At 60.3% G+C, this 25,116-nt stretch carries 11 protein-coding genes; 6 read left to right on the top strand and 5 right to left on the bottom strand.

Annotated features, from left to right (window positions below):
- Positions 1 to 3: 3 nt before the first annotated feature.
- From DXT59_RS11000 to DXT59_RS10970, 6 genes are all read left to right on the top strand, one after another.
- Positions 4 to 1,056 (top strand): radical SAM protein, encoded by a 1,053-nt coding sequence (locus DXT59_RS11000; protein ID WP_116136930.1) that lies wholly within the window; start codon positions 4 to 6, stop codon positions 1,054 to 1,056.
- 14 nt (positions 1,057 to 1,070) lie between these two features.
- The gene (locus DXT59_RS10995) at positions 1,071 to 2,096 is read left to right on the top strand and encodes a radical SAM protein (RefSeq protein ID WP_116136929.1); all 1,026 of its coding nucleotides are present in this window, start codon (positions 1,071 to 1,073) and stop codon (positions 2,094 to 2,096) included.
- Between the two features lie 45 nt (positions 2,097 to 2,141).
- A complete protein-coding gene (locus tag DXT59_RS10990) occupies positions 2,142 to 3,116 on the top strand; it encodes a DNA adenine methylase (protein ID WP_162878033.1) in 975 nt (324 codons plus the stop codon).
- Positions 3,113 to 4,096 carry a hypothetical protein gene (locus DXT59_RS10985; protein ID WP_116136927.1) on the top strand — a complete coding sequence of 328 codons (984 nt, stop codon included), beginning with the start codon at positions 3,113 to 3,115 and terminating at the stop codon, positions 4,094 to 4,096. The genes DXT59_RS10990 and DXT59_RS10985 overlap by 4 nt, the downstream gene beginning before the upstream one ends.
- On the top strand, positions 4,026 to 4,823 hold the full coding sequence (locus tag DXT59_RS10980; RefSeq protein WP_116136926.1) for a 2OG-Fe dioxygenase family protein: 798 nt from the start codon (positions 4,026 to 4,028) through the stop codon (positions 4,821 to 4,823). Before DXT59_RS10985 ends, DXT59_RS10980 begins: the two co-directional genes overlap by 71 nt.
- A gap of 407 nt (positions 4,824 to 5,230) precedes the next feature.
- On the top strand, positions 5,231 to 7,639 hold the full coding sequence (locus tag DXT59_RS10970) for a DUF4781 domain-containing protein (protein WP_116136924.1): 2,409 nt from the start codon (positions 5,231 to 5,233) through the stop codon (positions 7,637 to 7,639).
- A 41-nt stretch (positions 7,640 to 7,680) separates the two neighbouring features.
- Here the strand turns inward: DXT59_RS10970 and DXT59_RS10965 are convergent, their stop codons facing one another.
- From DXT59_RS10965 to DXT59_RS10945, 5 genes are all read right to left on the bottom strand, one after another.
- Positions 7,681 to 7,965 carry a hypothetical protein gene (locus DXT59_RS10965; RefSeq protein ID WP_240324470.1) on the bottom strand — a complete coding sequence of 95 codons (285 nt, stop codon included), beginning with the start codon at positions 7,963 to 7,965 and terminating at the stop codon, positions 7,681 to 7,683.
- Positions 7,962 to 8,888, bottom strand: a complete 927-nt coding sequence (locus DXT59_RS10960) for a CdiA C-terminal domain-containing protein (RefSeq protein WP_116136923.1) — start codon at positions 8,886 to 8,888, stop codon at positions 7,962 to 7,964. Before DXT59_RS10960 ends, DXT59_RS10965 begins: the two co-directional genes overlap by 4 nt.
- Positions 8,889 to 9,400: 512 nt before the next feature.
- On the bottom strand, positions 9,401 to 20,806 hold the full coding sequence (locus DXT59_RS10955) for a hemagglutinin repeat-containing protein (protein WP_116136922.1): 11,406 nt from the start codon (positions 20,804 to 20,806) through the stop codon (positions 9,401 to 9,403).
- Positions 20,803 to 22,560 (bottom strand): ShlB/FhaC/HecB family hemolysin secretion/activation protein, encoded by a 1,758-nt coding sequence (locus DXT59_RS10950; RefSeq protein WP_240324469.1) that lies wholly within the window; start codon positions 22,558 to 22,560, stop codon positions 20,803 to 20,805. Before DXT59_RS10950 ends, DXT59_RS10955 begins: the two co-directional genes overlap by 4 nt.
- A gap of 947 nt (positions 22,561 to 23,507) precedes the next feature.
- Complete coding sequence (locus tag DXT59_RS10945; protein WP_116136920.1) at positions 23,508 to 24,950, bottom strand: APC family permease; 1,443 nt, start codon at positions 24,948 to 24,950, stop codon at positions 23,508 to 23,510.
- Positions 24,951 to 25,116: the final 166 nt, after the last annotated feature.

Below are 25,116 nucleotides of genomic sequence, written 5' to 3'. Positions count from 1 at the left end.
ACCATGAGCGGAACCATCGCGGTCAACCAACCGGTCGGTATCACGTGGGAGCTGACCTATCACTGCGGGCTGCTCTGCGTGATGTGTCCGTTTACCCAATTGTCCGATACCTACCGAGTCAAACCACAGTATCTCGATCGCGAGCAGTCGATCAAGGTCGCGCAAGACATCCTGAATTTTCCGGGCAAGACACGCGTCACCCTGACCGGCGGCGAAGCGCTGTTCGGCCAGCACTTTTCGATCGTCTATGAAATGCTCGCCGGTGCGCAACGGATCAATCTGCTGACCAGCGCGATCCGTATCACCGACGAGCAATTCGATCTGCTGGAGAAATATCCGCCGCAATCGATCACCATCTCGCTCGACGGCCCGGAAGCCGTTCACGATCAGGTTCGCGCGCACAAGTTCGCGTTCCGGAAAACCACCGCGAACATCGCGCGACTGCGGAAACAGTCGCCGCCGGATACGCGCTTTCTGATCAATTGCACCATCAACAGTCTCAACATCGCCCACCTGACCGAGCTCTACGAGTGGTGCGAAAACGAGGGACTGCCGTTGCAATTGCAGCACCTTTGGTTCCTCGACAAGCAGATGCAGATCGATAGTTTCGACGAGGTCGAGCGCGATTTCCCGGTGCTGAACAAGCACCAGTTCTCGACTTCGCAGGTCGACCCGGCGCTGCTCGATACGCTGCGCGAGCAATTGGCTGCGCTGTCCGGCAAAGTGGAAACGATGCCCAGGGTGCCCGACGAGCGGATCGTCGAGTACTACACGCAGCCGACGTATTTCGCCAACCGCGGCTGCAACAAGGTGGACAACTCCGTGCGTATCGACCCGTACGGCAATGTCACGCCTTGCCTCGGTGTTCCGTTTGGCAACCTGAAGGAGCGTTCGCTCGCCGACGTCTACTTCTCGGCGATGCGCAAGGCGTTTCTCGATCAGGTTCACAACCGCCTCTATACGGTCTGCTCGCGCTGCTGCAAGAACAGCACCGTAGACGCCGGCGTCACGCCGCGACCGCAGGCCGCGGAAATGTTCAACGCGCGCAGCGTGTGAGCCCGGAGCCCGCGATGACCGACTATCCTTCGATGGTTTATGTCCGGCTGCTGCAGAAGTGCAACGCGCGCTGCGTGATGTGCGACTCCTATACGAAGAACCAAGAGTCCGCCAGGCTCGACTACGTGACGAACCTGATCGACGAGTTCGAAGGACTCGGCGTCAACGAGGTGCGCTTCACCGGTGGCGAAACGCTGATGTACAAGCATCTGGGGCCGTTGCTCGAATTCACGCGCGGCAAGCGGATGAAGTTTTCGCTGATCACGAATGGCACCGCTCTGCGCAAGTTCAGCGAGGCGCTGATCGCGAGCAAGATCGGCAAGATCATCTGTTCGATCGATTCACCTTATCCGGCGATTCACAATGAGGTGCGCAAGACGCGAAGCCTGCTCGAGCACGCGAGCGCCGGCATCAAGACGATCAACGACAAAACCGCCAACGGCGAGCGCGCGATGCAGTTCGTGGTCAATACCGTCGTGTCGTCGGAGAACTATTACCATCTGCGGGACTTCGTGCCGTTCCTTCATGAGCACCACGTGCGCTATTGGAATTTGATCCCGATACACGGCGAGCAACCCATCAGAATGAACCGGGCGCAGATCGACGTGGCGATTCGGGAGATCGACTACATCCTGTCACGCATCCAACGCGAAGCCCTCGATCTCACGCTGAACGTCTCGGACCCGCTCGATTTCTTCAGCACGGCGATCCGCGGCACGAAGCCGGCCGAACTGACCGGCGGACTGAAACGCTGTCATGTCGTATCGCAGGTCGCCTTCATCGACGCGGTCAACGGCAAACTGACCGGTTGCAACGATCTGATGTATTCGGGATTCGACGAGATGATCGTCGGCGACATTCTCGACAAGCCGTTCCGGGAGGTATGGGGCAACGACGCCTTCCGACTGACACGCGAGCGCTTCTCGTGCCAAGCGCTGCACCGCTGCGACCGTTGCGAGCCGACCAATATCAAGCTGAACAAGCATTTGGAGCGTGTCGGCGCCGAGACCAACGACCGAAAAGTGCCGATCTGGTTCTAGCGTCGATGCGCTTGCAGCTTCACGCGTCGATCGAACACCGAGGGCGTGCGGCATCGCTACCACGATGCCACTGCCGCCACGCCGCCACCACGACTCGCCATGACAGACACGACGAAAACCGCGCTACTCGAGCGTTACAGGCGGATCACGTTTTATCCCGCGGCGAACAACGACGCCGGCTGGATCGGCGCGGTGCTGGCGCGGTTCTGCCCGGCCCGGGGCCGCGTCCTGGATCCGTTCTGCGGCTCCGCGAGCATCTCGCTGGTGGCGGCGATCGAGGGCTACGAGGGACTCGCGTCGGACTCCAATCCGCTGACCGAAGTATTCATCCAGATGTTCCGCGGCAATGAGCGCTTCTTCGCCGAGCTTCCGATCGACCTCGCCGCCCTTGGCGACGGCGACGCGCGTGCGACTGCCGAATGCATTTACCGCTCGGACGAATTCGAGCACGATGCAGCCTCCGTGCATGCGCTCCTCTACTGCGTAAGCAGAGCATGCGCCGACGGCGCATGCGAGCGAGGATCTGCCATGCCAACCTATCGGCGGGCCAAGGCCGACACGGCGCGTTTCATCGCAGAGCTGAAACCCTATTCACATGCGCTGGAACGCCGCCTCAGCTACCGCATTGCCGATGTCTCGGGCATCGGCATCGGACAGCACGCGGATGTGTGTTTGTTCGATCCGCCCTACTTCGGACGCGGTTCGTTTACGCGGTTCTGCTCGCCGTTACTCGCGCTACTGGGCCGGCGAATGCCCGACGATCAGGCGCTGCTCGCCGACGAGACCTTCTATCAGCACGCATTGAGCGGCTGGCTGACTTCGTGCTTCGATGCGTTGAACGACGATGGCGCGATCGTCTTCACCACCTCGCCCTGCGCCCTGGAGCAACGCCGCCAGTTATTGGCCGCCGCCGCCCGGCTCGGCTTGAACCTCGATCAAGCGGACCACGAAGGCGTGCCCTATTTATATGCGGCGAAGCTCGACCCGCGAGAACAACTCCGGGTTGGAAACCGCCGATGAACACGTTGGGATTGCAACTGATCGAGCAGTGGTACCAGTTGGATCGCGACGCGCTAAGCACGCGCTTCGGCCTCGACGACGGCGCGCGCTGGCATGCGCAAACGCCGCTGCGTGATTCGCCGGTCTGCCGCGCCGGGCTGTGGTGCGGCACGCGCGACCTGACGCACATCGCGCGCGATGCCGTGCTCTGCGGCGGCGTGTGCATCACTGACTGCGTGCCGAGCCTCACGCTGGAATGCGTTGCCAAGATACATAGCCTGCTGACGACCGCCAAGCTGATCGGCGCGACGCCGATCCTGTTCGTGGGCACGCGCGGCGAAAAACTAAAATTCCCTTCGCTATCCGCAGATTGGGACGAGATCCATCGGCAGGTGTCGCAGATGGCCGCACGGTTCGCACAGCGCCTCCAACTGACCGATTATCACGTTTGCAACACCGACGCGTTCAAAAACGCCCCGGCCGTCGCGCACGCTTGCTCGGTCATCCAGTCGCGTGTGCCGCGCGACACGCTGATCAACCTGTACGAGATCGCCCGTCATTCACACGCCCCCGCCCTGGGAACCGCCGGTCAGGTGGCGTCGACGATTGATTGCGTGGCGTTCAACTGCGTGTCGGTGCTGGCATCGATATACGAGCGAGACATCGAGCAATTGATCTACTTCGAAGACTTGCAGCAGATTCAAGTCGTCCAGTGCGCGCAAAAGGTTGATCGCGAAGTGTTGGGCGGACCTGTCGCTGCGACCGCGGGCATTTATTTCTGTCCGTTTCCCAACGTGCGCGGCGATGGTCGGATGTATCGATCGAGTCAGCCGGACAAGATCTATGTCGGCGATTCGCTCACGAAGCTGACTTATCAGTATGCGTCGATGCCCCTAGCGCTACTGGACCTCTGGCGACAGTGCTTTGCCGATGAGCGCGGGGAGCACGACTGGCGTACGCCGACGGAGTTCGCGCGATTCACCAGGAGCCTGGTTCAATGAGATTCGCGGCGCCTGCTATGCCACACCATGCTGGAAAAGATTCCGGGACGATAGAAAAATGAAAATGGACTATGACGTCGTGAATCTGTTCAGCGAACCCGAGTTGTCAGGGCTTACCTCGCTGTTTGCTACCCTACCTGTCGATCCGTACCTGAAGGCCGGCTTCCGCGCGAAAAGCATCATGCGCGTGCGGATCGAGAACGGCACTGTCCGCAAAGAAACGCACGAACCATTGCAGATCCTGTCGAGCCGCAAATTCGTCGCGCCGGGGGGAACGATCATCCGCGACTATCCGGAGATCCCAGAGCGCTACCTGAACGGCGCGCTGACCCGCGCGATCCTGACCTATGTCGAACGCTGCGCAATCGAACCGCAGCGCGAAATACTGGTGCAGGCGCACAGGATCACGAGCATCGGCAAAGCACCGAGTTTGCCGGTGACGGAAGGGCCGCATCAGGATGGCATGGACTATGTCGGCATGCTTTGCGTGTCGCGCGAGAACATCACAGGCGGCGCGTCGCAAGTGCTCGCGGACAGGACGACGGTGCTGTTCGAAAGAACGTTGCAGCCGGGGGACCTGCTACTGATGGATGACCAGGTCTATTTTCATTATGCGACGCCTACGTCCTGCGTCGACCAGGCGCGCAACGGCTATCGCGACATCCTGATCTTCTCGACGCCCAGCGCGCGGCCGTCGGAATTCGTGAGCGCCGTCGAGTATTTGTGATCCATTCGATGTCGGCCGTTCAAGGTTCGTTCAGGACCCGCCCGAGATTGTCGTACAGCATGGGCCGGGCGCGTTTCAGCCAGACGGCGAAGATCGCTGCGGCGACACCGCCTCCGAGTGTCACCCAAGGCGCCAACGTAGACCAAATGGGCAATTTATCGGGTGCTGCCAAACCGGCCACGGCCACGAACCGGCGCAACGGCAAGAGGCTTACGGTCTTTAGTAGCGGTACCGCGTCCACAGGTGCGATCGATCGGCTCGACTACGAAATATTCCGTCGCAGCGGCTTCAGCGGTTCCCTATAGTGACATCCGGTGCATCCAAGAAGCACCGCTTCCCCCTCAACGGTAGGCTCAACGGCTTCATCCGGCGACACACTCGCTGCCGCCCGAAGCGGGAGATTGCGCATGTCGCTGCGCACGGTCACCGACGGCGGTTCGTCGTCCGCCCCATTGCCGCAAGACACATTGGCGTCCGAGATCGTCGCCAAGGTCAACCCGCAAGTCACCGCATCGACTCAGCCGCAAGCGTTGAGCGCACTCATCCGGCAGACCGCGAAAACGCTCTCGACGAGCGACCCCGGCCATCCGATCGATCAAGATACGCTGACCGCAGCCGATCAAATCGCCATGGCCACCCTGCTGTCCTCGCGCGTGCCGAGCCCACAAGCAGCGAGCGCGCTCGATCAGCAACTGCTCGGCCAGAGCCTCATCGGCGTGGGCCAAAATACGGCCCTGGACGACGGCGACAAATCGAAGATCGCTGCGATGATCGTCGACAGCGCGGCCGGACAATCCGATGCGCCGCAACTGTCGACGCTGGGTCATATGCTGGCGACGGTCAGTGCGACCGGAAATCTTTCGGACTCCGAAAAATCCGTCCTCCAAAATGCCATCACCGGCAGCGATGTCTCGAAGCAGCTGGGGCCGGAGACCGTCAAGTTCCTAACGAATTTCGTCGCGACCATGGCGAAAGCGCAGCAATCGCCGAAGGACACCAAAGCCGTCGCCGCCGCGCAGTTCGACATGTTCATGATCGCGCACGGCGACGATCCGAAGTATCTCTCGGGCGCTGCGCTCGACAACATGATCGGCAGCGACCTCGGGTTGAAGCCCGACGTGCAAACCCCAACGAACGGCACGCAAGCCGCCGCCCTGCTCGACGGCACGACCGAGCTCTACAGCGGGAAGCAACTCGATGCCATTCGCGCTATCGCGCGTCAGATCACGAAGGCCGGCGGCGCGTCCGCGGGCGTCACCGCCCTGCCCGTCGTCTTCGATGCCAGCGGGTCGAAGAATGGCCCGCAGACGCACATCGTCTGGCGCGTCACGGGTGCCAACGGCAACGACCAGTATGTCGACGACGCCGGGCGAACCTACAACAGCATGAAGGAGTATCTCGGTGGCAACAAGCTCGGCTACGGGACACTCGTCACGCCGAGCAACGGCCATCTGACGATCGGCGCGGACGGCAGCATCGAAAGCGCGAGCCAAACGAAAACGGAAGGCTTTTGGGACAAGGTCGAGCGCTACGGCGGCGATGTCCTCGATGGCCTGGCGGTCGCCGGCGCGGGCGTGCTGACCGTAGCGGCCTTCGTCGGCACCGACGGCATGGCCACGCCGCTCCTCGCCGCGGCATGGGGCAGCGTGCTGACCGGTGGCGCTGTGGCTGCCACGAACGGCGTATCCGATCTAACCGATCGCGCGGACCACGGCCAGTCGTGGACTCCGGGCAAAGCGACGCTCGGCGATTATGCCGGCATCGCGGCCGGGCTTGCGACGCCTTTCACGGGAGGCGCGGCAAAACTCGGCGTCGATGCGCTTGCGACGAATGGTGTGGCGATTGCCGCGAGCAGCGGCGTGCAAACCGGCGCGCGCGTCGTAGGGTGGACCGCCAACGGTATCTCGATGGCAAGCGGCGCTTATGCAGGCGATCAGTTGGTCAGCAATTGGGATTCGCTCTCGTGGAACCAGCGGCTCCAAGGCGGGACGACGTTGGCCTTGGGCGTGGTCGGCGCTTCGCGGCAAGGCGCCGAGTTTTTGAACACGCTCCGGCCGTCGGGTGCTGCCGCGCCGAGCGTATCGACGTCGAATGTAAACCCGTCGACGTCCGGCGTCGCGCTGGCGGGATCACCCACCGGAGGGTCGAGCGGGACAGCGGTCGTGCCGCCGCAATCCGGCATCCCGGCTGCGGACGGCAGTCCCGCTGGTGCGACGACAGGCGGCAATACGGCCGGCAGCGGCCCGCTTCCAATCGGTCCAGCGAACGATTCTCCGTTCGACGATCCCAGCGACTATCTGACGTCACGCACGACGGCCATCTGGCCTTCGAACCGTATCGCGCCCCCCAATTTCGATACCGCCGATACGCTGACCATCGGGGGTGGGCGCGTGTTCCGTCCGCCTGCCCCGGGAGAGATCTATCTAAACATCGACCGCACGGCCGGAGCCGACGTCGTGGCCGATGCGCGCGATATGTCGGCTGTCCCTTCCGGATCGATGAACAAGGTCGTCGCGGAGAACGTTCCGTGGCAAGTTTTCACGAGACCCGAAGGCCCGGTGGCGCCGGGTTCTCTTCCGCCCGGGATTGCCGAACTCGCTCGCATAGTGAAGCCGGGCGGCAGCATCGATCTTCGGCTCGGCAGCGAAGGCGAGCTGCGAGCCGATCAGGTCGAGGCCGATCTACGCGCGGCTGGGTTCACCGATGTTCAAGCACGGTTCGTCTCGCCATTAGGCACCGAATTGCCCGCGAACCCGAGCACATTGGATCTCGACAGCGGCGGCTTTGAAATTACGGCGACGAAACCGATGTCTTGAGCACGAAATTCTGACAGGTCCTCAAGGAGGCTTGTTGCTCTTTATCGTATGTCTTTGCGTATAGCCTCCTCAATCTCCCGTTCCAGCTCTGGAGTGAGAGGTTCATCCATAGACTGCTCTACAAGTTCTTTACGGCCCACGTTGCGGAGCAGTGTGCAAAGTCGCTCGTACACATCCATCTCAATCACTCCCCATTCCATCAGGGCTGACAGATAGCCGTGCCAGATAAGAGCAACCGTATCGGTCGCTCCGCGCCAAACGAGCTGACGCTCGATTCTCGCGCGCAACTCGCTTTCCGTTGGATAGCCGTTAATCATGGCCGTCATTGTGGCAACCTCGGAACATGCACTGTTCCCTGAGAAGTGATGACTGTGATGCTCTGAATCTTAGAACCGGACTTACTATCTGCTGAGAATGCTCTATTTATCCCGCGTTGAGCGATATCCGGGGTCATGCCTGCCTGGTTCCGAGCATCAATAATAATATCGCCTGACTGCCCCCGCGCATCCATCGCCGTGCTCGAAATCGCCTTCGACAGCCCATCGGACGTTTGATTGGCGACATCCGTCATGGTCTTCAACTCATATTTGGTTCCATCGATTAGGAAATCAGCGGAACGGCCCGCGTTGCTCGACGGAATTACCTCTACAGTTTTGCCCCCCGCGATCATTTCGCTTATGAAACTCTGTTCTGCCGAGGTGAGACCGTCTGTGGATCCAATAAGCTTACCCACAGCCGCCGCCGCCCCAGCCGCAGCAGCCCCGGTTCCCGCAGGCATGGCCGACCCAGCCGCAACGTCGCCAGCCGTGATCGCGGCTTGATTGGCGCAAAGCACTGGGTTAGCCGCGCATGCTTTCACTGCGGCGACAACCCCTGCTACCACATCGGGCCCCAGCGCTAAACCACCTGTGATCGCTCCACCGATCACCATCCCTGCTACTGGATGGGGTACCCCTCCGGGCATTGCCAATTGCTCCGGCGTGGGCGACCCGTCCTTGTTCCCGAACATGAACGGGTTATTGTAGTACTGATCTTTGGTGAACAGCCCGCCAGCCTTGTCCGTCAGATACTTCGCCGCGTCCCTGTCGTACCCCGCTCCCCCGCTCGCCGCAAGCGAATCGACCCTGATGTATCCGTTCGCAAGCAGCATCTTTTCCGCTTCGTCTGCCGTGATCTCCCGACCGGTCGCGTTCTCGTAGTACTTCGCAAAATCCTTCGCGTGGTCCTTCGCCCACTGCCGCTCATCCACATGCAACTGCCGATTGTAAAGGTCGAGCGCACGCGCGCCTGATCGACTTATCGCACCGGTTGTGGCGTCCCATCAGTGTGCCGGCGGCACCCACGACGATATTGTCGTGTTCTTGTTGTCGATCTACCCATTATTCCGTTTATCGCGTAACTCCTTTTTTTCCCGAGAGCGACGGGAACACTCCGCCAAACTCCCCATAATCAACATCATAGCCAGCCCTGGAATTAGGCTTGCGTAGTCGCGGGTAGAAGCCGTCAATACACCAAACGCAACATTCACCAAAAACAGCAACCCAATCCACGGTCTCAATGAATATTTCACCAGAGCATGGGGCGCCTTGGGCCTCGAAATTAGGCAAGCAATGGCGGTAAAAAATAATGACAAACCAGCGACAAACTGCGCTCGCTCACTATCGATTAAATATGCAACAATGAAGAAAATCACATATACAATAAACAATTCCCCCGAGTATAAAAAAAACACTCTACCCACTCTTCCCAATGAACTCATTTTCATTTACCAAGTAACGAATTTATCGACGGAAGCACAATAGTTGTTGTCGTCGATTTACCTGCGCCAATTGCCGCACCAAATCCGGCCCCCTTAAAAGCATCTATCGGCAAAGCGCCACCAATACCCCCGATGGTTTTGTCGTCATTGATTGCGAAGCTAGACCCAAATGCCGAGCCATAACCTGCGTCCACTTCTGCATACCCGCCGGTGCTAACACCACTAGTCAATTGTCCATTGCTAGTACTACGTCCAAGAGATACGCCAACGCCCGCGTACGCCCCTGCACTTGCCATACCGTTCGCTTGAAATTGGATGTATGGTGATGTTCCCGCCAAGGTATAGTCGGTCGAAATTCCAACGTTAACACCACCACCAGCGCCGACAAAAGGCAGCAACACTGAACCGGAAACACTTCCCGAATACTGAGTGTAAAGCCGAGTGGTTGGCTGATATGTCATTCCAGTCGACGCGCTCATCGCGTTCGCATTTTGTGAAATATAATCCTGAATGTTAGCATCGCCACCCGGTAAACTTTGCGCCCACACCTGCTGCCCGGCCTGATTTACACCGTATGGCACCCATGTCGTTCCGTCATTCGGCTGGCTCCCAACTGCAACGCGAACACCTCCCGCATCCGTTTGCCCACCCTCTGTCATATTCATTTGGGCCATCTGATCTTCAATCTGCTGCTCCGTGTACTTCCCCCCGCTTTTCTCCGCCAACTGCTTCGCAAGGTTTTTTTCTTCCGGATGCAACTGCCGATTGTAAAGATCCGCCGCCAGCGCACTCCCCGCCCCGCTCGCCGCCCCTTCCCCACCTCCCACCACCGCCCCGACAACCGCCCCCGCCACGCCCGATACGATGTTCTTCAAGATCGTTGAACCCAACGATCCATTCAGCGTCGGGCTCAACAGCGCGCTCGCTTCGTCACCGCCCGCCGCGCCCAGCATCGAGGCAAGTACATCCCCATTGCCCATCGCCGCGGCTGCTCCGCCAACGATCATGTGCAGCCCCGTCCGCGCCGCACCGTCGTTGCTCCACAGCTGTTGCTCGATCTGCGCGGAATCCATATCCGCCTGCGCTTGAGCTTTTACCGCCGGATCCGTCGCCTTGTCCCGCCTGTCTTTCGCCGCTTCATAGGCCGCATTGGCCTTATCGTCAAGATAGCTGCCCAGATCGCCCGCAACCTGCATCCCCACCTGCCTCGTCTGCAACTGGATCGCCAAATCGTCGCCCACCTTCTGCGCATCGAACGTATTCGTCAGTGCTCCATCGTTCGCGTGCGCCGTGTCTCGGCTCAGACCTGCCGTACTGTCGTGCCCGGTGCCCTCATCGCCCCGAACAGTGATCGTGCCAGGGCTCACCGCGGCGTAGGTCGTCCCCGATTTGTCGCTGCTCGTGCGAGCAATGCTCGCCCCAGTCGGCCCAAGGCCCGCGGACGTCGTTGGCCCCGGCACTGTGCTCGACGTTTGCGCCAGCTTACTCGTGTCCGATGCACTGCCCGGAGTTTGTCCCCCGGGCGTACCCTCCGGTGCATGCGTAGGCTCTCCTGCGCCCCCAGCACCTTGACCATTCGACGGCTGCACAGACACTCCGCCGCTTACCGTATAGCCAAAGCTCGTGCCCGAGTACTTCGACCAATTCTCCAGATTCGTAAAGCCCAGCGTCTGCGTCGACAGCGTGTTTTGACTCGCATCCGCCTTGCTCGCAATCACCCCGCCATCCAACTGCGTATGATTGCCCACGTTGATGTCGAACCCACCCGCGCCCGCATAAATCCCGCTTTGCTTACCGACCGAGTTGTAATCGTCTTTGATGTTCTGGTAATTGAAGCCCGCCGTGCCGCTCCCACTACTCGCACCGCTCGCGCCGTAGCAGAACGGCGGCACGCAAATACTCACTTGCACGCCCGCGCTCGTCTGCTTGCTCTCGTACTTGTTCGTATCCTGCGGACTCGCAATGTTGAGGTCCCGGCCGACATTCGCCTCCACCGTCCCACCCGACACTTCCGCCCCGCGCACGTCCGTGTCGCGCCCGCTCGTGATCGACAGCGTCTGACTCGCCGTGACTTGCGTGTCGCGATTCGTCGTGCCGTCGCCATTCATGTGCCCCTTCGAGCCGCTTGCTCCTAACTCCAGCGTAAAGCCGTTCGTCTGCCCCCCAAAGCTGAGCCCAACGCCGATGCTGCCGCCACTGCTGCTGTTGCTGCCCGTCTGATGATTCGTGTCTTGCGCACTCTGCAAATCGATATCTCGCGCGGCATTCAATTCGACATTCTTACCGTTGATCTGCGTACCGCGCGCCGTGATATCGCCATCGACCGCTGCGCCCTGTGCGTCTTGTGCGCCGCTGCCTGTGGCCACAATCGTGACGTTGCCGCCCGCATTCAACGTGCTCCCGTCGTTCGTTAGCGAGTTGCTTTCCGATTGACTATGGCTCGCGCCGCCGCCCACGCTTGCCGTCACCTTCACCAAGTTCGTCTTTTGTGTGCGAGCGTCGTTAAGCGCCTGATCGATTCCATAGGCGGACAACACTGCCTGCGCTTCGTCGAGTTTCGCTAAGCGCTTGTTGTCAGTGTGCTGCGCAGCCGCCATGCTTTGGTTGATTGTCGCTACCGCGTTGCCCAGCGCCCCACCGACGGTTACCGTCACGCCAAACTGGCTAGCACTCTGACTCATGCTGTTTTGCAGCGCATCGGTGCCAGGGTCGAGCTTTACGTTCTGCCCGATCAGCGACAGGTCCTTGCCCGCGGACAAGTCCGAACCTTCGACCGTCAGGTCCTGCTTTGCCTTCAGCGACACATTACCGTCGGCGCTAACGACCTGCCCGCGAACCGTGCTCTGCGTTTGCGCGGCACCATCTTGCACCATGTGCGACTTCGAAACACCGACGCTGAAGCCGGTCCCCGTACCATTGCTGCCCAAGTCACCAATCTGCCGGTTGCTCGACTCTTGATGGCTAAGGCTGGTGTCCGTCCCTGCCAGTACGTTGATTGCCCCTTGATTTGCGACCACGTCCACGCCCTGCAAGCCACTGATGCCCGACCCGATCACGTTGATATCGCCGGTCTTGCTCGTTACCACGACGCTATTGCCGGTGACTGCGCTCGCCGTCTGTTGAGTCGTCGCGGAATTGCCGGCGGATTTGCCTTGGCTAGCGTTGTACGGCGATGCTCCGACGCCGCCGCTGTTGGGCCCGCCCGATACCCAACGAATACCGTCCCCAAAAGTGGGGTTGGCCAACGAGAAACCTGAACTCGAACTGCTCGTCTGCATGCTCTCCCGCAGTTCGTCTGTCGACGCTTGCAGTACGACATCGCGATTCGCGCTCAACGATGCGACGCCGCCTGCGGTAATCACCGAGCCGGTTACCGTCAGGTCGCCGTCGATCGCGTTGCCGTGAGCATCGGTCTTCGCGCCGCCCGTCGCCACCAGCGACACATTGCCGCCGCCGCGAACCGTGCTTCCAGCATTGGACACGCTCGCGATGTCGGTCGTGCTCGAACTACTGCTGTGATTGAACGACATCGACACAGACGGTCCATCGAACGAACTGGCAACGACTTCGTTACTCGCACTCTGTAACCGCTTGAATCCATTCCCCGACGACGCTGCCTGACGTAGATTGCGCGCCGTATCGAGTGGTGTCCCGGTGACCGCGATGGAAAACCCGTTCGAATGGGCGTCCTGCTGCTCATGCGAATGTTCGTCGTCCCGGCCGGGATCGATCGCGATATTCTGGCCTTGGATCGCGATGTTGCCGGTGGCACCTTGGGTATCGTTGCTGGCCTTCCCGGCGATGACGTCGCTGCCGCCGATATGAACGTCTGATCCGGCGACAATCGATACGTTGCCGGCGACACCTCCTACCGTGCTGCGCGATTGGCTTTGGGTCACGGAACCCGCATCGTATTGATCCTTTTGCTCACTCGATCCATAGCCGATGCCGATCCCGCCCGTACCAGTGAAGCCCGAATGCTTGACGTCGTGAAGTTCGGAGTCTTGATATGTATTCTGAGCAGCGACAATATCGACGTTGCCCTTCGCCCGAAGCGCGACATCGTTGGACGCAACCACGTTGCTACCCTGTACCGTTAGGTCCTTGCCGCTGATGATCGCAACAGAGTCGGCGGAGACAGTGCTGGCGTCAGCCGTTTGCGTGCTCTGCACGACATGATCGACCTTGCTCGTCTTGCTGCCGAACCCACTATGGCTACCCGATTGGTAGACATCGGACGAATGATTCTCGGTGGCCGCCCCGATATTTACGTCGCCTGCCGCAGCCAAAATCGCCGTGCCTTTCTGCACGTCGATGCTGCTGCCGGTGATGGACATGTTCTTGCCGGCCTGCACCGTCAGGCTTTGACCGCTGACAATCGTCGTGCCGTGCACCACGTCGTCGGACGTATGAATATCGTCGGAGGAGTTGCGATGACCACCGCTCTCGGAAGCGCTGCTATGCACGGTCGAAGTCGTCGTCGAAGCAAGCAGCGATACGTTTCCAGCCGCCGAGATATTGCCACCGCCGCCCAGGTTGATCGACGCGCCAAGCGCCGTCAGATCGCCACCGACACCGATATTGGAAACACCTCCGATCGACACCTTACTGCCCGTTCCTTGCATAAAGCTCGTATCCGACACCCCATTCGCGCGGGATACAACCTTATGCTCGCCTGTCTGCGCGGAATCCAAGGTCCAGTTGCCTACCACCTGCGCCGTCAGCGCACCGCCGACCGACAAGTTCGCAGCCTTCTGATCGAAGTTTCCACCGACCGCAATCAACGCATCTTTATCGACGCTGATACTCGCCGTCGGGCCCAGCGTGCTTGTCAAACGCGTTGCGCCGTTACCGTTGATCTGATTGACGGTATTCACCGCCGTGTCGAGAACGAGGTTACCGCCGGTTTGCAGAGCAAGGCTACCGGCTTTAACGGTGCCCGACGTCAAGTTGATATCGCCCGTCGTGGCCAACGTCATCTGGCCGCCGCTTTGCAGCGTGCCAAACGAACTGTCGATGCTTTGACCCGTCAATGTCAGGCTGTTCGTCGCACGGATCGTACCGCTGTTCTGAATACCCTGCGCGTTTTCGATATCGATATTGGCCGCCTCGATCACAGGGCCGTTGCCCATATTCTCTTGACTGGCCTGTGCGAGGTAGACGACCGGAACCAGAACGGATTGCCCGTCCACGACCTCGGTCTGCATGATCACGACGTTGCTCGTCAGGCGCTTGACCTGATCCGCCGATAAGCCGACTCCGGGCGCCAAATTCAGCGATTTGGCCAGCGCGACGCCCGAGGTCATCAGCGCCTCGAACTCGCGCTGCGTGTCCGCGTAGTCGGTCAGCACTGCCTTGCCCGTCAACGACATGATTTGGCTTTGCACGAGGTGCTGCTCGTAGAACCCGTCGCCAAGCCGCTTCTGGATCTTGCTAGGATCCATGCCCATCTGTTGGTAATAGTAGTCGCTCGAAATCCACTGATGGAGGTTCGTGAATGCGGGGTTCGACTCGACGAGATACGGTGCGTTCGGCGCGGTATCAGGTTTGAACAAACCGCCCTGCGGCACCGTAAGGTTGGTCAGTACCGGCAGCGCAGTGGCCTTGCCCAGCACTGGATCCGGCGCACTACCAGCGGCGCTGCTAACTGAAGACGCAGAACCCAACGTCGACGACAGATGTGTGTTGTTCCCCGCCGTGCCCCGGATGGTGGGCACCGTCTGCGGTCCTCGCTCTATTGCTACCGCACCGGAGGAGAGATCGCCGCTCACTGACGTCGAACCCGTCGTCGGTAGCGCTTGTCCCGGAGCAAGTCCGAGCGGAGTCACACCGGAATTGCCACCGGTGTTGATGATCGTCACGCCGGTACCGCTGATCGTTCCATTGGACGACCAAGTCGAATCGTAGCCCGGCAGCGCATAGGTGCGAATGTCGGCCGGCGCATTACAACCGCTTTCACAGAACGACCAGGTCCACCACTTTTTATCGTAGGTTAGGTAATGGTATAGCCCCGAGTAAGTCACCTGCACCTTGGGTGCAGTCGTACCCCGCCAACTGTTATTGTCCTGGACGGTCGGTAACGCCACGTTTCCAGTGGCGGCTACTTGGCTCCAATAGTTCTGGAATTTGTCGACGCCATTCAGCCAAAGGTTTCCGCCTGATACTAGCTGCGATTTCGGGCTGACCGCGGTGATGGAGCTTTCTACTGCGGTCCCCGTATATGTCGTGTAATAGTAGTCGCTGTTCATAGACCCTTCATGCGGCGGGTCGATATAAGCCCCACCGATGCTGTTAGGATCCGGAACGTTCACTTGGCCGGTCTGCCCGCTCATACTGATCCCGAGCTGCGAAAGCACATTGGGATCGACCTGGGACGTAAGACCAGAAGTCGTCAACACACGCCGCGTGTTATTAACTAGGCTGGCATCGAGCAACATATCGCTGCCCGACTGGATCAACGCCGATTGATTCGTGATCAGATTGGCTTTCGTATAGTTCCCGCTGGCATCCTTCCCGCCGGCGAGCGCAACGCGGCCCAGACCGTAGATTGACGTCTGCGCCGGCGTATCGGTGGCTGTCGTATCGTCGCGGTTCTCGATGTCCGGGGCCAGCACTTCGAGTATGCCGGCGCTATCGGTCGCGCCGATCAGTGCCGTTGCTCCGAGATTCCAAATCGTCCCCGAGGCGTTGAGCGACACACTGCCGCCCACCAGCGTTCCCGTGTTCGTCAGCGTATGCGAACTCGTGCTCAGCAGGCCGCCCGCCGCGATAGAACCGGCGTTGCCGATATCGCCCGCGTTGATCGCCAGGTTATTGAATACGCTGAGGCTGCCCGCGTTATAGAAGGTGCCGGGCAAGTTGAAGGTGAGCGTGTTCCCGGAATTGAACTGATAGCCGGGCCCATTCGTAAAGCTCCCTTGCAGGTTCAACGTGACGTTGTTCACGCCATTGAACGAGCCCCCACCGTTGAACGTGCTCGCCGTCAGCAAGAGGTTGCGCGCAGCGCTAATTTGTCCTGAGCCGTTGTATACAGTACCCGTCGCTGAAATACCGATATCCCCATTGGCATTCGCGATGTTGCCGATCTGACCGCCGGTGTTGTCCAGCGTACCGGTGTTCAACTGCAAATTCGCGCCGATCAACTGCCCGCCGCTGGTATTCGACAGCGTCGCCGTGGTCAGTGTCACGTTGCCGTTGCCGCCGATACGCCCCATGCCCGGTACACCGCCCGCATCGCTATTGATGATTTGGCTCGTACCCGAAAGTGTCGTTGCGCCCGAACCGACGTTGAGGATCGAACCATTGGTGTTGTCGATCGACGTGGCGAGCAGGCTTAGCGTACTGGGGTCGCCGGCACCCGCGGACGTACCGGTAGTAATCTGGCCGCCAACATTCGTCAGCGACGCGCCGATGCTCCCCGATAGGTTCGTATCCGAATGCAGCACTCCGCCGCTATTGTTGACCGCGCCCGCAACGGTGACCGACATCGCACCGCGCGACGCCAATGTGCCGCCCATGTTGGCAACGGCGCCGGCCGACACGTTAGCCTGACCGTTGCTCGTAATCCTGCCCGAGGCGTTGGTCAGCGAACCCGTCCCGTTTGCCGCATCGATCGTCAACGTGCCCGTGCCCGCGTGCGTGATCGTACCGCCGTTGTTGTTCAGGCTGGCGGGCGCCAGCGTCAGGTCCTGACTGTTCGTCTGCAGCACGCCGCCGTTCGAGTTATCGAGAACGTTCGTTACCGTCATCGACATCGGGCCCGTGCCGAGTTGTGTAAGCGTTCCCCCTTCGTTCGTCAGGTTCGTACTGCCGATGCTCAACTGATTCGTGGTGATCTGTCCACCGCTGTTATCCAACTGCGGGATCGTCAGCGATACCGTCGACCCGCTAATCGTCCCGTGAGCGTTCTTTAACGAAGCGGAGTTGGCAGCCACCGCCGCGCCGCTCATCGTGCCCGAGCTGTTATCGAGCAGCCCGCCGACCGTCTCTTTCAGCGTTTGACCGGACATCACCGTACCGGAATTCGTCAGCGACGCGCTTTGTACCGTTACATTGCCGTTCCCACCGATCACCCCGCCCGTGGCGCCAAGCGCCGTCGTGCCCGCGGTGTTGGACACCTGGCCGCTTGCATTGACCGATAGGCCGTCGTTATCGAGAGAGACGATCCGCCCTGCCGCGTTCGTCACATTCGTCGCGGTCAGCGATGCAGCGCCACCCGATTGAAGTGTGCCTTGGCTATTGTCGATGTCGCCGCCCGAGGTCAGAGTCAGCGTCTTGCCCGCCGCGATCGCGCCGCCCTTATTGAGGACGCCGCCCGATGCGATGACGATCTGACCGTTGCTCGTCATCGTTCCGCCGTTGTTCGTGAACGATCCCGTGCCATTGCCTGCGTCGATCGCCAGCGTGCCCGTGCCCGCGTGCGTGATCGTACCGCCGTTGTTGTTCAGGCTGGCAGGCGCCAGCATCAGGTCCTGACTGTTCGTCTGCAGCACGCCCCCGTTCGAGTTATCGAGAACGTTCGTCACCGTCATCGACATCGGACCCGTGCCGAGTTGCGTGAGCGTCCCGCCCTCGTTCGTCAGGTTCGTACTGCCGATGCTCAGCTGATTCGCGGTGATCTGGCCGCCGCTGTTATCCAATTGCGGAATCGTCAGCGATACCGTCGAGCCGCTAATCGCCCCGTGCGCATTCTTTAATGAACCAGAGCTGGCCGTCACAGCCGTACCCGTCATCGTGCCCGCACTGTTATCGAGCAGCCCGCCGACCGTTTCCTTCAGTGTTTGCGCCGCCGTCACGGTGCCGGCATTCGTCAGCGCCGCGCTTTGTATCGTGACGTTGCCGTTGCCGCCGATCACCCCGCCGGCCGCACCCTGCGCGGTTGTGCCAGCTCTATTCGTGACCTGCCCGCTCGCCGTGAGCGTCAAACCATCGGCATTGAGCGAAACAATCCGGCCTGCCGAATTCGTTACGTTCGAAGCCGTCAGCGATGCGGCACCACCGGATTGGAGCGTGCCTTGCGTATTGTCGACGTTACCGCTCGCGGTCACATTCAATGCTTGACCGGCAGCGATCGAGCCGCGCTGGTTGGCAATCGAGCCGGCCAAAACAACCGCCTGTCCGTTGCTAACGATTTTGCCCGAGGCGTTGGAAACCGAGCCCGTCCCGTTTGCCGCATCGATCGTCAGCGCTCCCGTACCCGCGTGCGTGATCGTACCGCCGTTGTTGTTCAGGGTCGCAGGCGCCAGCGTCAGGTCCTGACTGTTTGTCTGCAGTACGCCCCCGTTCGAGTTGTCGAGAGCGTTCGTCACCGTCATCGACATGGGACCCGTACCGAGTTGCGTGAGCGTGCCGCCCTCGTTCGTCAGGTTCGTACTGCCGATGCTCAACTGATTCGCGGTAATCTGGCCGCCGCTGTTATCCAATTGCGGAATCGTCAGCGATACCGTCGAACCGCTGATCACACCATGCGCGTTCTTCAACGAGCCGGCGTTGGCCGTCACCGCCGTGCCCGTCATCGTGCCCGCACTGTTATCGAGCAGCCCGCCGGCCGTTGCCGTCAGCGTTTGTCCGGCGGTCACCGTGCCCGTGTTCGTGAGTGACGTGCTTTGTAGCGATACGTTGCCGTTGCCGCCAATCACCCCGCCGGCAGCGCCCTGTGCGGTTGTGCCGACCGTATTCGTGACCTGGCCGCTCGCAGCGAGCGTCAAACCATCGCCACTGAGCGACACAACGCGTCCTGCCGCGTTCGTCACATTCGCCGCGGTCAGCGAAAGCGCACCGCCCGTTTGGACCGTACCTTGCGTGTTGTCAAAGTCGCCGTTTACCGCCAGCGTGGCTTTCCCCGAACCCGTCTGCAACAGTCGGCCGCTTCGATTCGACAAGCTCGCGGCCGTCGCCGTCACTTGCCCGGCGCCCGTTTGCGCTTGGTCGTTCGTGAGCGCCCCCGCGGCACTAACGTTGAGCATCCCACCGGCACTCGTGGTTGCACGCGCCAGCGTGACGTCACCTTTATCACCGCCTGCACCCGTAGCCGTGAGCGCCATGGCGCCGTTCGCGAGCGTCTGAGCACCGGCCAAGTTCAGGCTACTGCCGCTCAACGTCAAATCGCCGCCCGCAACGTTCTGCCCCGTCGCGCTGACGGCCCCCGTCGCGGTAACCGCCAGATTCCCTGATCCGCCCAAATGTCCGGCTGCATCCACCCCTGCGCCCAACGCTCCCGTCGAAACGATGCCGGCACCGCTTACCGTGGTGCTTCCCTGCGATGCGAGCGTGCCGCTGTTGGTAACGAGTCCTTGGCTGCTCACGCTCGCGTTCTGTGCGGCATAGGTCGTCCCGCTGTTCGCGACATCGCCGGCCGCCTGAATCTGCACGTTCCCACTCGCGCTCGTGCTGCCGGCGAGCGTCACTTTTCCTGCGCTGCTCAGTTGTATGTCGCCCGCTTGGGCCTGAATCGTGCCGGCACTGTTCACGCCGACGCCGGCTTCCGTGCCGACGAGCTTGATCTTGCCGGCATACATGCCGCCCAGTTGCGCGACATCGATGGCAACGCCCGGCGTGTTTGCATCCGGCGTCAAGGCGTGTGTGGCAAGGTCCGCATAATTGACGTCGTTCGTACCCGCCACGACATCGAGTTGCCGTCCCGCCCAAATCTTGCCGTTGATCTGCACGCTGCGCGCGATCAGATCTACTTGGTCGACGTCGCTAACGTTCAACCCGGCCGCGCCGATCTGGATTTGCCCGCCCGTCACGTGAAACGCGTCGAGGCTGCCCGAGCCTCCGAACACCGGTACGCCCGTCGTCAGCACACCGCGCGTTGTGTTGATGAACCCGCACCCGTTGCAATACAAGCCCGCTGGGTTCGCGATTACAACCTCGGCTTGCTGGCCGGCCACTTCGGTATACCCGAGCAGCTGGCTCGGGCTTCCGCCCACGACCTGATTGACGATGACGCGCGCGCCACCCGACGAGAGATAGGGGTTGCCCGCGACATAGCCGCCTTGCTTCGTCAGCGTCGTACCGGGGGAATTGTTCAGTATCAAACCTTGCGTGCCGACGTTGTATTGCGTGTACGTATTGTTCGACACCCCCGCTGCATTAGGCGTTGTGATTTGCACAAGCGGCACGCCGTTCGCCGTGACACCGACCGACGGTTTCGTCGCTGGGCCTGCGTTCGGGGCCGCTGTCACCTGCGCCTGCACGAACACGGGCTGCATGCCAAATACGCAGAGCGCGGCGAACGCAACGCCCCGCATCGGCAGCATCGTGAACGCGCGTTGTCCGTCAGCGTCTCGCCGGCGCTTCGCGCCACTCGCGCGGGCACCCTTACGAAGTCCACTCGCCGTTTCTTGCACAGCCATCAGCAGGCCACGAGCCGCGTTGAAAATGACGCGATAGAGGTTTTTGTTCATAGTTGGAAGCTCAGGCTGAAGCCGGCGACGGGCCAATGATTCGGGAAGCGGTCTGGCTCATAGAGCGGCCCGCCGATGAACATGTCGTAAAAAACGTGCTTAACAGGGCTGCCACGCAAGCCGATAACGGCTCCCGCGAGGCGCCGGCCGAGTAACTGTCCCGCCGACGGTCCGAATACTTCGCCGCCGTCGAGACCCAGATAGACGCTGTTCGTTGTCGAGGCGATCGGCATCTCTAGGTCGTTGCGCATGAACACGCCTTTCTCGGCCGAAAGCATCCTTTCTCCGTCGAAGCCCCGCACCGTATAGCGGCTGCCGATCGAGAAAAACTCCGTGGCGTAGAGCGTGCTTGATGAGTTCTGCGCGCGCACGGTAGCGGTGTATCGCAGCGGCACATTGCCAACCTTGAACGGCACGGTCAGCGTCGAATCGATCGTTTGGATGTGGTAATAGAAGGTCGGCGAATTGGGCAGGTCGGCTTGGGCGCCGAACCAGGGCACACCCCAGCGATAAGCGATCGTGCTGTCGAGTTGAGCATCACCTACGTAGTGCTTGTGTACCCAGCCCACTTCAGCGTAACTGTTGTCTCGGTGCTGGACCTCGATCTCCGAGCCGTCGACGGCTGACTCGCTGAAGTACTTCCCCGTCCGGAATTCGAGCGAGTTCTTCTGCACCTGATTGCGGTGGAACAGATACTCGGCCTTCAAGTCGAATGTCTTCGACAGGCCGCTCGATACGATATCGCTGAAGGCCCCCGCGACCAACTGATGGTAGTGGTACTGGCTGGCACTGGCCGTGAACGTCCAATTACCAAACGGAAGCGAATAGTACGCATTCGCGCCGCGAGTGCCGTATTTGTCGGCATGCCCATTGGCATCATGGCTATAGCCGATATTGAAAATGTCCGACAATCCCAGCGGGTTGTTGATCGCAAGGTTCGTGCTGGCCTGCAGTTGCCCAGTCGAGCGCAGTCCGCTGTCATCGAGGCTGACCGACAATGACCAAGGTTTGGTGCGAGTCACCGTGATGACGACATCGCTTTCGCCCGTTGCCTCACCGGGCACGATCTGCATGTCGACGTCCTGGTTCGAGACACGCTTCATCTGCTCAAGGCCCGTTTCCAGGTCGCGCAGATTAAGTAGGTTGCCGGCGTGCGTCGGAAAGGCGTTGCGCCAGGTGCCGTAGACGTCGGGCGCGGCAAACCGAATCGCACCAATCACGCCCGGCACGATTTCGAGCTTAAGGTTGCCGGTGGACAAATCCTGCGCGGGGATCAATACGCGCGTCGTTGTATAGCCCTTCTTCAGGATCCGGTCTGCAAGGCGATAGACGATCAGGTTCAGGCCTTCCCGTCCGATGCATTGGCCGACGTATCGCTGGAGGTAATCCGAGGTGAAGCGCAGTTCCCCCGGAAAAAGAGGATCGGGGGATAGCGCCCGCTCGCCGGCCGCGCGCACCAAATCGCTGAGCCCGCTCGGCAATTCGATTCCTATGTGCTCCACCTTGAAACAAGGGAACTCGTCAGGCACCCGCCCATTGTCGATCGCGGCCGCAGGCTGCTTAGACTCGAGATCCACGCGCGGCGCCTGGGCTTGGCGCTCGCGATCGATGGCCTGTTGTTGAGCGCGCTGGCGCTGCTCTTCGAGATCGAACGTGGCCGACGTCTGAGCGTACGCAGCAGGGATCAGGACTACGGTCAGCAGTACGCCGTAGACATACGATGCAAGCCGCCCTCGCCGATGAACGCCGCTCACACCATCGAATGCCGGCACGCCCCGTAAACGGCCGGCTACAACCTTCCAACAATGCATGATCGTTTGTTTGTGTCGTCGACAACAAGCCTTACCCCGCGGCTTCTTTAGTGGTCGACTGAATATTTTTCAATTTATGACTGGGATTGCACGCGTGCGAAAACACAATCGAATCGCAATAGCGTCGAGTGTGAAAGAGCGTCGTCCTCAACAAAGCAACGAATCGCTTATAGCATCGCGCCTCGGGTCGCCAAAGGCGACCGAGTGCCCACGGTGTCCCAGAGCCCCTAGATTAAGGGTCGGGAAATGCGTTCAGAGTTTGGCTGGAAGAAAGCCGTTTCGGCTCGGCCAGCAAGGCCAGCTGCACCTAGTGCGACACGCTCGAGAGCATGACCGGCTGATAAAGCCGCGTTGCGCGGCGAGTGAAGGACTGACGTGCTGCTTGACATTTCTAGAGGCCCCGGGATAGTCAATTTCGTTGCGGTCTTATAGGTCCAGTTAGATCGTTCTTGGACTCTTTCGTCGGAATATATCATTTCCGAACATATCGCGAGCCGCCTTTATCGGAAAAGAGACAAGCGCCAAATCTGAGGATTGACGATCGGGAAGGTCGACGCTCTCACCGGCTCCTTATGCACTTTTGGCGGTTTGAGGCCTCTCGCCTAGGTCCCCAAGACGATGGAGCCTGTGACTCCAAAAACGACAATGCCCGCTGGTGAACTGCACCCCAAAAGTTGGACACCGATCCAACGTTTGGGGTGTTTTTCATGGCGCGGGCATTGAAATCCCGGCGGAGCGAGGGTGGGACTTTTGGCTCGTTCGATCCACGGCGCCGCAGCGCCTAACGACGCGACGTTGGAAACGCTCTAACTCAATCCCGCGCGGCGCCGATCTGCGCCACGCCAATCGAACATGACCCGGTCGCGGCCCCAATCAATCCGCGTCGGCGTTCAGACTTCGTTCAGCACCCGCCCGAGATTGTTGTACAGCATGGGCCGGGCGCTTTTCAGCCAGACGGCGAAGATCGCTCCGGCGACACCGCCTCCGAGCGTCGCCCAAGGCACCAACGTAGACCAAATCGATTTGCTGCCGCTCAAGAGATCGACATGGACGATGATCTGCCACAAGCAAAGGAAAAGCCCGAGCGAAGCAAGTGTGGGCGCAATCGTTCGTTGCCACAGCGAAACGCCGCGCTTGTCCTTCCTGAAGAAGCCGACGACCGACAACGAAGCGAACGCCTGCACGGCGACCATCCCGACTGCCGCGACGACGCTCGCCCAGGGCAGCAGCCCTTGCAGAGGATCCACGCCATCGAGCCCGGACACAATGATCACAGTCAGACCGAGAAGCGTTTGGACAATGCTGGCCACAAAAGGCGTCCCTTGCACGTCGTGAATCTTCGCCAGCCCGCGCCAGACAATACCCTCGCGAGCCAAAGAGAAGAAGTACCGTGAAATCGTGTTGTGAAAACTGACCAAGGCCGCCAACAGGCTCGTGATCATCAGTACGCTCATGGCATCCGCCGCCCACTTGCCCACTAGCCTCGAGGTCATGTTGAACCACATGTTCCCCGGATCTTTACTCGCGACTTCCAACGTCCCACTCTCGCCGTATGCCACGATGATCATCCAAACCGAGACCGCATACAGCACCATGATCGCAGTGATTGCGCAATACGTTGCACGAGGGATGGTCTTGCGAGGATTTTTGGCCTCCTCCGAGTAGATGGCCGTCGTTTCGAACCCCATGTAGGAGCCGACTACGAAGACGAGCGATGGTCCAAAGCCGCTCGTAAAAACGCTAGACGGCTTGAAGGATGCGAACGTGAAGCCCGACGGCCCACCGCCATTCAGCACGACGGCCACATCGAAAACAAGGATGATGGCGATTTCGCACAGCATCAGGAAGCCGAGAAATCGCCCACTGAATTCGACGTTTCGATAGCCAAAATAGTGGACCAACAAGCCGATGCACGCGGCGCTGACCCACCACGGCACAGCCACCCCCACCTTGGTCAGTAGCTCTTGGCTCAGGAAGAACCCCACCATCGCGTAGCATGCGAGCTGTATCGCGTTATAGGCAAGAAGCGCGAGAAAAGCTCCGCCCACACCCGCTGGCCGGCCCAGACCCGCGGCAATGTAGGCGTAAAACGCACCCGCGTTTCTGATATGGCGGCTCATCGCGGCATAGCCGATGCTGAACAACAGATAGACGATGCCCGCGACGATAAACGACCCTGGCACGCCGATGCCGTTCGCCATCGAAATACTGACCGGCACCGCTCCTACCAGCGCGGTTAACGGCCCGTTGGTTGCGATCACCAAAAAAACGATTGACAGCAACCCCAGCGCGTTTTTGCGCAATGCCTGCTGCTCGTTCGGTTTGCTTGTCATAGCTGCCGTCTCGCACCATGAAATTCGTCGCACACAATGCACGACGAGTTATTTGCTTTGGATTGTTAGCGGCGAAAAAAAACACCTCAACCATCCTTTAGGCTGATTGTTGCTTTCAACCTGCCTGCATGGGAAGTCGGTCATCTCGTCCTACAAATGCGGAACT

Origin of the sequence: Trinickia diaoshuihuensis (genome assembly GCF_003390925.1) — a bacterium.
GTDB lineage: Bacteria > Pseudomonadota > Gammaproteobacteria > Burkholderiales > Burkholderiaceae > Trinickia > Trinickia diaoshuihuensis.
This window is presented reverse-complemented; position numbering and strand designations above follow the sequence as displayed.

What these genes read in the sequence shown, in the direction of transcription:
- DXT59_RS11000 (WP_116136930.1), top strand. Translation starts at nt 4, where the DNA reads ATGAGCGGAACCATCGCGGTCAACCAACCGGTCGGTATCACGTGGGAG.
- DXT59_RS10995 (WP_116136929.1), top strand. Translation starts at nt 1,071, where the DNA reads ATGACCGACTATCCTTCGATGGTTTATGTCCGGCTGCTGCAGAAGTGC.
- DXT59_RS10985 (WP_116136927.1), top strand. Translation starts at nt 3,113, where the DNA reads ATGAACACGTTGGGATTGCAACTGATCGAGCAGTGGTACCAGTTGGAT.
- DXT59_RS10980 (WP_116136926.1), top strand. Translation starts at nt 4,026, where the DNA reads ATGAGCGCGGGGAGCACGACTGGCGTACGCCGACGGAGTTCGCGCGAT.
- DXT59_RS10970 (WP_116136924.1), top strand. Translation starts at nt 5,231, where the DNA reads ATGTCGCTGCGCACGGTCACCGACGGCGGTTCGTCGTCCGCCCCATTG.
- DXT59_RS10965 (WP_240324470.1), bottom strand. Translation starts at nt 7,965, where the DNA reads ATGACGGCCATGATTAACGGCTATCCAACGGAAAGCGAGTTGCGCGCG.
- DXT59_RS10955 (WP_116136922.1), bottom strand. Translation starts at nt 20,806, where the DNA reads ATGAACAAAAACCTCTATCGCGTCATTTTCAACGCGGCTCGTGGCCTG.
- DXT59_RS10945 (WP_116136920.1), bottom strand. Translation starts at nt 24,950, where the DNA reads ATGACAAGCAAACCGAACGAGCAGCAGGCATTGCGCAAAAACGCGCTG.